Annotated in this window: 14 protein-coding genes; 8 read left to right on the forward strand and 6 right to left on the reverse strand. The window is 58.9% G+C overall.

The features are described from left to right. Positions 1–19: 19 nt before the first annotated feature. Positions 20–478: an Rrf2 family transcriptional regulator gene (locus Q1A06_RS04415; RefSeq protein ID WP_299559147.1), complete on the reverse strand. Its 459-nt coding sequence runs from the start codon at positions 476–478 to the stop codon at positions 20–22. A gap of 177 nt (positions 479–655) precedes the next feature. Here Q1A06_RS04415 and Q1A06_RS04420 point away from each other — a divergent pair, with 177 nt between their 5' ends. The 3 genes from Q1A06_RS04420 to Q1A06_RS04430 are packed head-to-tail and all read left to right on the forward strand — an operon-like array spanning position 656 to position 2,153. After that, positions 656–1,309 carry an alpha/beta hydrolase gene (locus tag Q1A06_RS04420; RefSeq protein ID WP_299559150.1) on the forward strand — a complete coding sequence of 218 codons (654 nt, stop codon included), beginning with the start codon at positions 656–658 and terminating at the stop codon, positions 1,307–1,309. Next, the gene (locus Q1A06_RS04425) at positions 1,309–1,557 is read left to right on the forward strand and encodes a hypothetical protein (protein WP_299559153.1); all 249 of its coding nucleotides are present in this window, start codon (positions 1,309–1,311) and stop codon (positions 1,555–1,557) included. The genes Q1A06_RS04420 and Q1A06_RS04425 overlap by 1 nt, the downstream gene beginning before the upstream one ends. Then, positions 1,554–2,153 (forward strand): HD family hydrolase, encoded by a 600-nt coding sequence (locus Q1A06_RS04430; protein WP_299559155.1) that lies wholly within the window; start codon positions 1,554–1,556, stop codon positions 2,151–2,153. The genes Q1A06_RS04425 and Q1A06_RS04430 overlap by 4 nt, the downstream gene beginning before the upstream one ends. Positions 2,154–2,162: 9 nt before the next feature. On the opposite strand, the gene Q1A06_RS04435 is transcribed toward Q1A06_RS04430, so the two are convergent. Continuing rightward, on the reverse strand, positions 2,163–3,290 hold the full coding sequence (locus tag Q1A06_RS04435) for a glycosyltransferase family 2 protein (RefSeq protein WP_299559158.1): 1,128 nt from the start codon (positions 3,288–3,290) through the stop codon (positions 2,163–2,165). 157 nt (positions 3,291–3,447) lie between these two features. Here Q1A06_RS04435 and Q1A06_RS04440 point away from each other — a divergent pair, with 157 nt between their 5' ends. Further along, the gene (locus Q1A06_RS04440) at positions 3,448–4,662 is read left to right on the forward strand and encodes an NADP-dependent isocitrate dehydrogenase (RefSeq protein WP_299559161.1); all 1,215 of its coding nucleotides are present in this window, start codon (positions 3,448–3,450) and stop codon (positions 4,660–4,662) included. Positions 4,663–4,743: 81 nt separating this feature from the next. Here Q1A06_RS04440 and Q1A06_RS04445 read toward each other — a convergent pair whose 3' ends face one another. Next, complete coding sequence (locus Q1A06_RS04445; protein WP_299559164.1) at positions 4,744–4,947, reverse strand: DUF6356 family protein; 204 nt, start codon at positions 4,945–4,947, stop codon at positions 4,744–4,746. A gap of 121 nt (positions 4,948–5,068) precedes the next feature. On the opposite strand from Q1A06_RS04445, the gene Q1A06_RS04450 reads away from it, so the two are divergent. From Q1A06_RS04450 to typA, 4 genes are all read left to right on the forward strand, one after another. After that, complete coding sequence (locus Q1A06_RS04450) at positions 5,069–5,527, forward strand: Lrp/AsnC family transcriptional regulator (protein ID WP_299559167.1); 459 nt, start codon at positions 5,069–5,071, stop codon at positions 5,525–5,527. Positions 5,528–5,542: 15 nt separating this feature from the next. Beyond that, complete coding sequence (locus tag Q1A06_RS04455; RefSeq protein WP_299559170.1) at positions 5,543–5,875, forward strand: SMR family transporter; 333 nt, start codon at positions 5,543–5,545, stop codon at positions 5,873–5,875. Between the two features lie 61 nt (positions 5,876–5,936). After that, positions 5,937–6,848, forward strand: coding sequence for a mechanosensitive ion channel family protein (locus Q1A06_RS04460; protein ID WP_299559173.1), 912 nt, complete (start codon positions 5,937–5,939; stop codon positions 6,846–6,848). 71 nt (positions 6,849–6,919) lie between these two features. After that, complete coding sequence (typA, locus tag Q1A06_RS04465; RefSeq protein ID WP_299559176.1) at positions 6,920–8,737, forward strand: translational GTPase TypA; 1,818 nt, start codon at positions 6,920–6,922, stop codon at positions 8,735–8,737. Positions 8,738–8,828: 91 nt separating this feature from the next. On the opposite strand, the gene Q1A06_RS04470 is transcribed toward typA, so the two are convergent. The 3 genes from Q1A06_RS04470 to recA all read right to left on the reverse strand — a co-directional run bounded on the left by Q1A06_RS04470 (position 8,829) and on the right by recA (position 12,992). Further along, positions 8,829–9,116 (reverse strand): DUF1330 domain-containing protein, encoded by a 288-nt coding sequence (locus Q1A06_RS04470; RefSeq protein ID WP_299559179.1) that lies wholly within the window; start codon positions 9,114–9,116, stop codon positions 8,829–8,831. Positions 9,117–9,119: 3 nt separating this feature from the next. Continuing rightward, entirely contained in the window at positions 9,120–11,780 is a 2,661-nt protein-coding gene (gene alaS / locus Q1A06_RS04475) for an alanine--tRNA ligase (protein WP_299559182.1), read from the reverse strand. A 141-nt stretch (positions 11,781–11,921) separates the two neighbouring features. Beyond that, positions 11,922–12,992 (reverse strand): recombinase RecA, encoded by a 1,071-nt coding sequence (recA, locus tag Q1A06_RS04480; RefSeq protein ID WP_299559184.1) that lies wholly within the window; start codon positions 12,990–12,992, stop codon positions 11,922–11,924. Between the last annotated feature and the right edge of the window lie 76 nt (positions 12,993–13,068).

Genomic DNA, 13,068 nt, shown 5'->3' on the forward strand with positions numbered 1-13,068 from the left:
ATATCCATATCCGGACCTTTCACTCGTCCACCACGGCGAATAGGTTGGGCACCGCCGGACATGGGGTCAGCTCGTTGCTTACGACATCCGACAGGCGCGTCTGATGCAGGAAAACGTAGACGTTCGCGCTCAACCCCTGCCATAGCCGGTTCGTCAGCGATTGCGCGCGGCTGCCGGATGCGCCGCCCGATGCCCCCGCCCCTTTGTGCATCGCGTCCACCTTCTCGTCGACCGCCCTCAAGATATCCACGACGCGGATGTCGCTGGCTGGCCGGGCAAGCCGGTAGCCGCCACCGGGGCCGCGTACCGACGCGACCAGATCGGCGCGACGCAACTTGACGAACAACTGCTCCAGATAGGGCAGCGAAATCTGCTGCCGCTCCGAGATGTCACCCAGCGACACCAGCGCACCGCTGGGTTGAAGTGCAATATCCGTCAACGCGACCATCGCATATCGCCCTTTTGTCGACAGCTTCATATTCAGTCCTCTTGCGGGCCGGGCGGTCTTTTGTTTGACGCGCGCGGCCTTATTGCCTATCTGATCCGCATGCCACCCACCTCCTGTGGATGCCAGAGTTTAGAAACGTTCTAAGGTGCCTGACGGAATTCGTCAAGAATTACCTCCGCCCTTTGGGACCTGCAAGAAAGTATGCCCATGCCCGAGGTCATTTTCCCCGGCCCCGAAGGTCGCCTTGAAGGCCGTTATCATCCGCAAAAAGAGCGCGACGCGCCAATTGCGATCGTTCTGCACCCGCATCCGCAATTCGGCGGCACGATGAATCACAAGGTCGTCTATAATCTGCACTATGCGTTCTACAAAATGGGTTTTACTGTTCTGCGCTTCAACTTTCGCGGTGTTGGCCGGTCGCAGGGCGAATACGACCAGGGCATCGGAGAGCTGTCGGATGCGGCATCCGCACTCGACTATCTGCAGTCGATGAACAATAATTCCAAGCACTGCTGGGTCGCCGGTTTCAGTTTTGGTGCTTGGATCGGGATGCAGCTGCTGATGCGCCGTCCGGAGATCACTGGGTTCATCTCGGTCGCCCCGCCCGCCAACATGTATGATTTCAGCTTCCTCGCTCCCTGCCCCGCGTCTGGCCTCATCATTAATGGCACCGGCGACCGCGTCGCACCGCCCGCCGACACGGTGAGCCTCGTCAATAAGTTGCACGAACAAAAGGGCATCACCATTACCCACCGCGAGATTGAAGGTGCGGGTCACTTCTTTGAAGAGCCGCACATGGATACGCTGATCGATACCACGACAGACTATGTCCGCCGCCGCCTGACGGAGAATTCGCGCTGATGGCTGACGAATCCGTCATTGCAATGGCCAATAAGCTGGCCGAAGAATGCCTTGCCGTGCAGAAAGAGACCGGCGAGGACCGGCTGTTCATGGAGGTGGGTGACGTTCTGGGGGCATCGTCGCAAACCCTTGAAGAGGCTTTCCTGACGGCGATCCGCACGCGGATGGCCGAACAGCAGGGCCGCAAATTCCTTGCCAACAAGCTGCGCCTACACCGCTCGTCCACGACTGACGTCAAAGACGTATGACCGCCCGCCTCGACCGCCAGATCGCGTTCCTCAATGAGGCGGACAAGCTCAAGTCGGTGGTGCGTGCGACAAATCTCTGCGATAATTCGCGCTACGAGAACTCCGCCGAACACAGCTGGCATTTGACGCTTTATGCGCTGGTCCTGGCCGACTACGCGGAGCCCGAAGTGGACATCAACCGCGTTCTGCGGATGCTGATCCTGCACGATCTGGTCGAGATCGACGCAGGCGACAATCCGATTTTCGGCAATCACGAGACCCTCGACGTCGAGGCTCAGGAACAGGCCGCCGCCGACCGGATCTTTGGACTGCTTCCCCAAGACCAGGCCGCAGTCATGCGTAGTATGTGGGAGGAATTCGAAGCCGCGCAGACCCCTTGCGCGAAATTCGCCAAGTCCCTCGACCGGTTTCAGCCGCCGATGCAGAACCTGCAATCAGGTGGCGGGAGCTGGACCGACTACAACGTCAGCGAAGAGATGATTGCCGCGCGCGTGGGATCGAAAATCGCCGTCGGTGCGCCGGGCCTTTGGGAATACGCGCGCGCCAGAATCGCGGCGTTCTTCCGGGCCCGTGATACAGATACCTCAGCCCAATAGCACAGGCTTTCAGGCGCCTTCGCTCTCGATCTGCCGCTCCAGCGCGGTCACCTTGCGGTGCAGCTTGGCAATGTCGAGATTGGAGAACTGATGGGCAAATTCGTTTCTCTCGCTTTCCGCTAACGCGAGATAACGGCGCAGGACGCCACCGGCCTTGCGCACCAGCGCCGCCCGGTCCGCGCGCATCATGTCGTCAATGCTGTGCGTCGCCTCGAACGCGGCAAAATCTGCCCGCATCTCCGCAACCTTCGCAGCATCGAGCCGAATTTGTACCTTCTCGCCGGACGACCGGGTGACGCGGTACCCAAAGCGGTTGGTCTTGAAGGGCTGCCCCTGCTCGTGCGGCCGGTCACGACCCAGGATCGCGAGATATTCAACGGGGCTGCGAAACATTCGGTGCGCGATGAAAACCGGCGGCGGCACGTCTGGCGTGGTTTGCGTTCGGCTGGGATCGCGCAAGCCCGTGCGCAGATCGGAGCCGTTTTGCCGTCGCGCCGGCCAAAGCGACAGAACGGTATGCGGACCGATGCCGAACACCGGCAGATCCACCAGTGCTGCGGTCTTGACCAGCGCGTCGAAGCGTCCGCGCAGGTTGATCTTGACCGTCGGCTCGAACAGGGTGTCGTCCCCGATGACCTGCAGCCAGTTGAAGGTCGCCACGACGGGCCAGCCGGACTGTGCAAACCAGTCCGGCATCGTGGTTGTCATATTCAGCGGCAGCCAGAATTCATCAATGTCGATGAAAAGCAATACTGTATTCCCTTGCCCTGCCCTGCGCAGGCTTTTGCGGATCTGGGCATAGCATTCCGTCTGAATGCTGAAACCCGACGCGCCGGGCTTGTCGAAGGCATCACCATCAACGAGCACAACCCGCGGATCATTCTGCGCAATCGCGCGCACAATCTGAGCGGTATGATCGGTGCTGCGGTTCACGGCGATGTGGATACGCTGTGCACCAAAGCTCAAATGATGGTGGATCCATTCGGCGATATAGGGACCCTCGTTCGACGCGACAGTCGCGATCTCGATCGACGGAGGCGCATCGAATTTGCGATTGCGCAGACGTTCCCACCCGTATCTGGCACACCCCAATAGGTGAAAAAGCGCAATGGTACCGCGCCGTCGCTTGATTTTCACAATCTACTCTTTCGTCGTCTGTCCGATTGTATTTCGGGCTAGCCTATTCGCTGCCTGATCGAAAGCGATTAAAATTTTGGTATACATTGGTATACAGACTTCACGCGGGCGTTGATTCACGCTAGGCACAGACTATCCATCAGCCCGAGGAGCGGACATGTCCAAGATCAAGGTAGAGAACCCCATCGTCGAACTTGACGGCGACGAAATGACCCGTATCATCTGGGATTTCATTAAGAAAAAGCTGATAACCCCTTATCTTGATGTCGATCTGAAATATTACGATCTGGGCATCGAAGCGCGCGACGAAACCGACGACCAGATCACCGTCGATGCGGCCGAAGCGATCAAAAAGTACGGCGTCGGCGTCAAATGCGCGACCATCACACCGGACGAGGCCCGCGTCGAGGAGTTTGGCCTCAAGAAGATGTGGCGGTCCCCGAACGGGACGATCCGCAATATCCTCGGCGGCGTGATTTTCCGCCAGCCGATTATTTGCCGTAATGTGCCGCGCCTGGTGCCCGGCTGGACCAAGCCGATCGTGGTGGGGCGCCATGCCTACGGCGACCAATACCGCGCAACTGATTTCAAATTTCCCGGTGCTGGCAAACTGTCGCTTAAATTCGTCGGGGAGGACGGAACGGAGATCGAGCACGAGGTGTTCGACGCCCCCGACAGCGGTGTCGTCATGGCGATGTATAACCTCGACAAGTCGATCATTGATTTCGCCCGCGCATCGCTGAATTACGGCCTTAATCTAGGCTGGCCGGTGTACCTGAGCACCAAGAACACGATCCTCAAGCAATACGACGGGCGTTTCCTCGAACTGTTCCAGCAGATCTACGATACCGAATTCAAAGATGAGTTCGAGAAAGCGGGCATTACCTATGAGCACCGTCTGATCGACGACATGGTCGCCTGCGCGATGAAATGGAACGGCGGATACGTCTGGGCGTGCAAGAATTACGACGGTGACGTGCAATCGGATACCGTTGCACAAGGGTTCGGCTCACTCGGGCTGATGACTTCGATCCTGATGAGTCCCGACGGCCAGACGGTCGAGGCCGAAGCGGCGCATGGCACCGTGACCCGCCATTACCGGCAGCACCAGAAGGGCGAGCAGACGTCGACTAACTCCATCGCGTCGATCTATGCTTGGACCGGTGGTCTGAAACACCGCGGCAAGCTGGATGACAATGCCGCGCTGATTAGTTTCGCAGAGACGCTGGAAAAGGTCGTCGTGGATACCGTGGAAAGCGGTGATATGACAAAGGATCTGGCATTGCTGGTCGGGCCTGACCAAAGGTGGCTGACCACTATGGGGTTTCTCGAAAAAGTGGATGAGAACCTGAACGCTGCCCTGCGAGGTTAAGACCTGGACACCGGGACGCTGCCAATGCCCTGGGGGTCGCTTTCGCAGCGGCCCCTTTTCTGTGCAGAGCGACCTGAGCTATTATCCACGGTTGTGCGTGCGCGCGTAGAGTTCGGCAATGATCGTGCTTGCGGTCTTCTCGAAAAGACAGGGGACAAACGCATGTACGACTGCGGCCCCGCCCGCCAGGAAAAGCTTGCCCGAAAATTTCAGCGCGAATGCCATATGCTGAAAGAAGTTTTCGTCAACTTTGGCGGGATGCGCGAGAAAGATGCGGTTGATCATTGGGGGTTGCTCCTGTTCGGGTAACGTTTCGCAAAACACTATCCGAAACGGGACGGTAGATTTTCCCAAAATGGCAGGTCATAAGGTTGATCTTGGGATATTTTCACGCCATTCTGGGCAGATGAGTGAAATTGATAACATGGATCGCCGTATTCTGGGCGCTTTGCAACGTGATGCCGGTCAATCGCTGGATGCGTTGAGCACCCGCATCGGATTGTCCCGCAATGCCTGCTGGCGGCGCATTCGTCAGATGGAAGGCGTAGGCATCATCACCGGTCGCATTGCCACCGTGGATGCGGCCAAGCTCGGGTTTGGCTTGTGCGTCTTCATGCAGGTACGCACCAATGCCCATGCCCCCGGTTGGCTCGAGAAATTCTCGGAAGCGACGCGGGCGATGCCCGAAATCCAGGGGGTATACAGGATGAGCGGCGATCTTGATTATCTGATCCGCGCCCGCGTGCCAGATATGGCGGGCTACGACCGGCTTTACCAAAGACTGATCGGCAAAGTCGCCTTATCGGATGTATCGGCCAGTTTCGTGATGGAAGAAATCAAGGAAACGTCACAACTACCACTCTGACAAAAGGTGTCTTCCATGCCCGTTTATCTCGTACTGGCTCTTGCCGTTCTCGCCGAAACCATCGGGACCACCGCGTTGCAGGCGAGCCAGCAGTTCACCAAACCCGCAGCGTCGGTCGTCGTTGTGATCGCCTATGCGGTGTCTTTCTATCTGTTGTCCTTTACCCTGCGCACCCTGCCGGTCGGGGTGGTTTACGCGCTGTGGAGCGGGCTCGGCATTGTCTTGATCGCCTGCATAGGATACCTCGTGTTCGGTCAGCGGCTTGATTTACCTGCTGTCATCGGGCTGGCCCTGATCATCGCCGGGATCGGTACGATAAATCTTTTCAGCAACGCAACACCACATTGACACGCTTGGGCGCGACGCGCCAAGATGCGGAACCATCGGACCCCCCCTGCGTTGACCGCACATGAATGATTTCCTAGGCCGCTACTGGTCCGCCCTGCCCGCCCCGCTTCGTGACCAGTTGGAAGGATACGTTACCGGTTTCTGGTCCGTTCTGCCCCAGCTTGTCCTTTCCTTCGTTTTCTTGGGCTTTGTCTGGCTTTGCATCAAGGTATTGCGCTGGATCGTTCCCCGCACATTGCGTAGGGCGCGAATGCGGCGCAGCCTCGTCGATGTGGTTTTGATGCTGCTCACTGTGAGTGCCTGGCTGTTCGGTACCCTGATCGCCGTGACAATCGCGTTTCCGACAATTACGCCGGGCCGCGCATTGACGGCATTGGGCGTTGGCGGTGTCGCTATCGGTTTTGCCTTCAAGGATGTCTTCGAGAACTTTCTTGCTGGAGTGCTTCTACTTGTCCGCGAACCTTTTTCGATCGACGACTTTATCGAATGCGAACACATCGATGGCCAGGTCGAAGAGATCACGATCCGTGATACGCACGTTCGACAAACCGACGGACAGCTTGTCGTGGCACCGAATGCGATGTTCTTCAAAAATCCCGTCACAATTCGCACCGCCCGCGATGTGCGGCGCACAACCGTGATTTGCGGCGTCGCCTACGGCGAAGACGTGGACCGTGCCCGCGACGTCATCGCGGCGGCAGTGCGGGGCGTTGACGCTGTTCGCGACGACGTGCGCGATGTCGAAATCTTCGCGCAGGAGTTCGCAGATAGTTCGATCAACTTCGAGGTGACCTGGTGGACCGGATCGCGCCCCATCGACATCAGGACCAGCCGCGACAAGGTCGTCGCCGCTGTCAAGCGTGCGCTGGACGACGAAGGCATCGAGATTCCGTTCCCCTACCGGACCATGACTTTCAAAGAGCCGCTTGCGTTGGCCCGCGCGGCAAAGGAAGAAAGCGACGACGCGGCGTGACCGCTTTTATGCTGGCCTTTGATGCGGCAGCACGGTAAGGCCGCGTCAACTCTCCGAGACAAGGTAATCCAATGGACCTGCGCAACATCGCAATCATCGCACACGTCGACCACGGCAAAACGACGCTGGTGGACGAACTGCTTAAACAATCCGGCACCTACCGCGAAAATCAGGCGACGACTGAGCGCGCGATGGACAGCAACGATCTTGAACGCGAACGCGGCATCACGATTTTCGCCAAGCCGACCTCCGTCGAGTGGAAAGGCACCCGCGTCAACATCGTGGACACCCCCGGCCACGCCGATTTCGGTGGTGAAGTCGAACGCATCCTGTCGATGGTCGACGGTGTCGTCCTGTTGGTCGACGCCGCCGAAGGCCCGATGCCGCAGACCAAATTCGTAACATCCAAGGCGTTGAAGCTCGGCCTGCGTCCGATCGTCGTGATCAACAAGGTCGACAAGCCCGATGGCGAACCCGACCGCGCGCTGGACGAGGTATTCGACCTGTTCGCGAGTCTGGATGCGACCGAGGATCAGCTCGATTTCCCGGCCATGTACGCCTCCGGGCGTGCGGGCTGGGCGGATCATTCTCTGGATGGTCCGCGCAAGGGGCTTGATGCCCTGTTCGAGCTGATCCTTGAGCACGTCGAGCCGCCAAAGCAGATCGCGGACAGCGAAAAGCCGTTTACCATGCTTGCGACCACCTTGGGCGGTGATCCGTTTCTGGGGCGTCTGTTGACGGGCCGTGTAGAATCCGGAACTTTGAAGGCCGGTCAGACAATCAAGGCGATGGCGCGCGACGGCAAACTGATTGAGAACTTCCGCTGCACCAAAATCCTCGCCTATCGCGGGCTTGATCAGACTGCCATCGACGTGGCCGAGGCCGGCGATATCGTTTCCATCGCCGGTATGACCAAGGCTACCGTTGCCGACACGCTGGCCGATCAGAGCGTCACCGATGCAATCCCGGCGCAGCCCATCGACCCGCCGACGATCACGGTAACTTTCGGGATCAACGACAGCCCGCTGGCTGGTCGGGACGGCAAGAAGGTCCAGTCCCGTGTGATCCGTGAGCGGCTGCACAAGGAAGCCGAATCAAACGTCGCGATCAAGATTTCCGACACTCCCGGCGGCGAGGCTTTCGAAGTGGCCGGTCGCGGCGAATTGCAAATGGGCGTTCTGATCGAGAACATGCGCCGCGAAGGCTTTGAGCTGTCGATCTCGCGGCCACAGGTCCTGTTTCAGGAGATCGATGGCGTCCGCCATGAACCGATCGAAGAAGCTACCATTGACGTGGATGACGAATATTCCGGTGCCGTCATCGAAAAACTGACGGGCGTGCGCAAAGGCGAGTTGGTCGAGATGAAGCCAGCCGGTGCGGGCAAGACGCGGATCGTAGCGCACGTGCCCTCGCGCGGTTTGATCGGCTATCACGGCGAGTTTCTGACCGATACGCGTGGTACCGGCGTTCTTAACCGTGTTTTTCATTCCTGGGCCCCGCACAAGGGTGCCATCCCGGGCCGTCGCGCCGGGGTTCTGATCTCGATGGAGAATGGTACGGCCGTGTCCTACGCATTGTGGAAGCTCGAAGACCGCGGCCGGTTCTTCATCGGTGCGCAAACGGACGTATACACTGGCATGATCATCGGCGAACACAGCCGCGAGAATGATCTTGAAGTGAACCCGCTGAAGGGCAAGCAGCTGACCAACGTCCGCGCCTCCGGCACGGACGAGGCGGTGCGCCTGACAACGCCGATCACGCTCAGCCTCGAAGAAGCAATTGCCTACATCGACGATGACGAGCTTGTCGAAGTGACCCCGAACGCGATCCGTTTGCGCAAGCGTTATCTTGACCCGCACGAGCGCAAGCGCATGTCCAAAGCGGGCTGAACCCATCTCATCAGACAGTAAAGGCGCCCTTTCGGGGGCGCCTTTATTCGTTGGGTCATGCCAATGTAGTGCCGTCCATTGCGGGCGATGATCATTCCGTCGTTTCGACAATCATCAATTCACGTTCGGACGCGCCGCGCGCTTGCGCCAGTGCCGCCTGATACACGTCGGAATGATAGCACCGCTGCGCTGTTTCAACGTCGGGAAACCGGGCGACCACATTGCGCGGGCGTTCCTTCCCCTCAAGCTGAACGAAACGGCCACCGCGCGCGATGAATTTGCCGCCATGCGCGGCGATCGCCTCGGTCGCGCCTTCGGCGTATTTTTTGTATGCGTCCTCGTCGGTTACCGTAACGTGCGCGATCCAGAGTGCGGGCATGGATTATCCTTTCAAGACAGATTCTGCGGCGGCGATTGCAGCTTCGGCATTGTCAGCCGAGGCGCCGCCGCCCTGCGCCATATCAGCACGCCCACCGCCCCCCTTGCCACCCAATTCGGCAACGGCAGCGCGCAGAACATCGACAGCCGATACTTTGGCCGTCAGATCGTCGGTCACTCCGGCGGCGACGGCGGCCTTGTCGCCGGTATCCGCGATCAAAAGCACGACTCCAGTTTCGAGACGCGCCTTATGCTCGTCCACGAGCGCCGGAAGGTCCTTGCCCGTGACCCCGTTGAGGACTTGCGCATGAAAGGCGATCCCGTTCACTTCGCGGCTTTGCGGGGGCGCGCCCCTGTCGTTTCCGGCCATCGCCAGTTCACGGCGAAGCTGCGCAACCTCGTTGGTCAGCGCCCTTCGTTCCTCCATCAACGCCTTCACCCGCTCGGGCACCCCGGTGGGCGTCGTTTTCAACGCGTCCGCTACGGTCGAGAGCGCCTTTTGCTGGTCGCGCAGCCAGGCAAGCGCCTGTGCCCCGGTCAAGGCCTCGATCCGTCGCACCCCGGCACTGCTGGCGCTGTCGCCCAGCAGGACAAACGCGCCGATGTCGCCCGTCTGGCGAACGTGTGTCCCACCGCACAGCTCGATCGAATATGTTTCCTTGTCGGTACCACGATCAGAACCGGGCGCGCGGCCCATTGAAACCACACGAACCTCATCACCATATTTTTCGCCGAATAGTGCCTGCGCGCCAAGCGCGCGCGCGTCGTCCGGCGTCATGGTCCGGGTACTGACCTGCGTATTTTGACGGATATAGTCGTTCACTTCGCTCTCGATCTGCCTCAGCTGATCGGCGCTCAGCGCATGATTGTGGCTGAAATCAAAACGCAACCTGTCGTCCGCATTGAGCGAGCCGCGCTGCGCCACATGGTCTCCGAGTGCGCCGCGCAATGCTTCATGAAGCAAATGGGTGGCTGAGTGATTGGCGCGGATGTCCGTGCGTCGTCCATGATCCACTTCAAGAACCGCCGCTTGTCCGCTGGAAATGCTGCCTTTTTCTACGGTTGCAAAATGGACGAACACGCCGGCGCTCTTGCGGGTGTCGGTCACCCGAGCCTGCCCGCTTTCAGTCGTGATAAGGCCCGTATCACCGATCTGCCCACCGCTTTCGGCGTAAAACGGCGTCTGGTTCAGAGCGATCTGTACGGTGTCGCCCTTTGACGCGGATTGTACCTGCGCGCCCTCCTGCACGAGCGCGGCGATCCTGCCCTCTGCCGTTTCAGTCTCGTAGCCGAGAAATTCTGTGATGCCGGCCTTGTCCGCTACATCGAACCAAACGGCAGCATCCGCAGCTTCACCCGATCCGGCCCAGGCCGCGCGTGCCTTTGCTTTCTGATCGGCCATCGCCGCGTCGAATGCAACCGTATCGACGCCCAACCCCTTTTCGCGCAGGGCATCCTGCGTCAGGTCCAATGGAAATCCGAATGTATCGTAAAGTTTGAACGCTGTGGCACCCGGTAAATCCGTGCCGTCCGGCAGATTGACCAGTTCCTCGTCAAGCAACTTCAGGCCACGATCCAGCGTCTGGCGGAACCGGGTTTCCTCTTGCAACAGTGTTTGTTCGATCATGGATTGAGCCTGGCCCAGTTCCGGGTATGCGGCGCCCATCTGTTGGACAAGTGCGGGAACCAGGCGATGCATCAAGGGGTCGTTGACCCCCAGCAGATGCGCATGCCGCATCGCGCGGCGCATGATACGGCGCAGGACATATCCGCGGCCATCGTTGCTGGGCATTACCCCGTCGGCCATCAGGAACGAGGTGGAGCGCAAATGGTCGGCAATCACCCGGTGATGGGTCTTGCCAAAACCATCCGGATCGGTGTTCGAGGCACTCGCCGACGCTTCGATCAGGTTGCGCATCAAATCCGTTGCATAGTTGTCGTTCGTTCCCTGCAGAAGGGCGGCGACACGTTCGATCCCCATGCCCGTATCGATCGATTGGTTCGGAAGGTCGCGACGGGTGCCGTCTTCGAACTGCTCGTATTGCATGAAAACGAGGTTCCAGATCTCGACAAAGCGATCGCCATCCTCTTCGGGCGAACCGGGAGGACCGCCCCAGATGTGGTCGCCGTGATCATAAAAGATTTCGGTGCAGGGTCCGCAGGGGCCGGTCGGACCGGCAGACCAGAAATTGTCATCTGTCGCAATTCGGATGATACGATCGTCGCTCAGCCCTGCGTATTTCTTCCAGATTGCCACGGCCTCGTCGTCCGTATGGTAGACGGTGACCAGCAGCCGGGAGGGATCGATGCCGAACTCCTTCGTCAGCAAATCCCAGGCGAACGGTATCGCCTCTTCTTTGAAGTAGTCGCCGAAGCTGAAGTTTCCGAGCATTTCAAAGAATGTATGATGGCGCGCGGTATACCCGACATTGTCGAGATCGTTATGTTTGCCGCCTGCGCGCACGCATTTCTGAGCTGTCGTCGCGCGGCTGTAATCGCGAGTTTCGACGCCGGTGAACAGGTTCTTGAACTGAACCATCCCCGCAGCGGTGAACATCAACGTAGGATCATTGCGCGGAACCAGCGGGCTGGATGGCTGCACCGAGTGCCCGTGGCGTTCGAAATAGCCGAGGAACGTCGAGCGGATGTCGTTGAGTGTCTGCATGGGGTCCGTCCTTTTGGCGCGAGATAGTCGTTACCCGTCGAATACCCTCGCACGCCAAGCCTGTCCACCAGTCCGCAATGTTAAAAAGGGCGCGAGCCTTTTGGCCGGCGCCCTTTCAGACTTTTCTCCAAAACGGGAGGTTTACCCTTCTAGGATGTCGGGATCGTCCGTCTCTTCAGACCCCCCGAAATCAAGACCATTCGCGGCACGGATCTTGTCCTCGATCTCGATCGCCATCGCCTCATTCTCCCGCAGGAAGTTCTTGGCGTTCTCGCGGCCCTGACCGATACGCTCGTCACCATAAGAGAACCAGCTGCCCGATTTGTCCACGATCCCGGCTTTGACGCCCATATCCAGTATCTCGCCCATTTTCGAGATCCCTTCGCCATACATGATATCGAACTCCACCTGCTTGAACGGCGGCGCGACCTTGTTCTTGACGACCTTTACTTTCGTCTGGTTGCCGACCACTTCGTCGCGGTCCTTGATCGAGCCGATGCGGCGGATGTCGAGGCGGACGGAGGAATAGAACTTGAGCGCATTGCCGCCCGTCGTCGTTTCCGGAGAGCCGAACATCACGCCGATCTTCATCCGGATCTGGTTGATGAAGATCACCATGCAGTTCGACCGCGAGATCGAACTGGTCAACTTGCGCATCGCTTTGCTCATCAGGCGGGCCTGAACGCCGACCGAGCTGTCACCCATTTCGCCTTCAAGCTCTGATTTGGGCGTCAGCGCGGCCACCGAATCGACGATCACCATATTGACGGCACCCGACCGCACCAGTGTATCGACAATTTCCAAAGCCTGTTCACCGGTGTCGGGCTGTGAAATCAACAACTCATCTACATCGACACCCAGCTTGCGCGCATAGAGCGGATCAAGCGCGTGCTCGGCATCCACGAAGGCGCATACGCCGCCCATTTTCTGCTGCTCCGCAACGCAGTGCAAAGTGAGCGTGGTTTTGCCCGAAGATTCGGGGCCGTAAATCTCGATGATCCTGCCCATTGGCAGACCACCGATGCCAAGCGCGATATCCAGCCCGAGCGATCCGGTCGAGGAGGCGGTGATGTCACGCATCGCACTGCCATCGCCGAGCTTCATGATCGAGCCCTTGCCAAACTGCCGCTCGATCTGTGCAAGGGCACTGTCGAGCGCCTTTTTCTTGTCTGCTGTTTTCTTGTCCATCGTCAAAAGATCTGCCGTTGCCATTGGGTTCTTCCCTTAGTGTCACACGGTTGCGCCGGCCACAATCAAAGCCTTTGTCCGGTGAGTTTGTTCCATTAAT

It is taken from the genome of uncultured Sulfitobacter sp. (assembly GCF_947497275.1).
GTDB lineage: Bacteria > Pseudomonadota > Alphaproteobacteria > Rhodobacterales > Rhodobacteraceae > Sulfitobacter.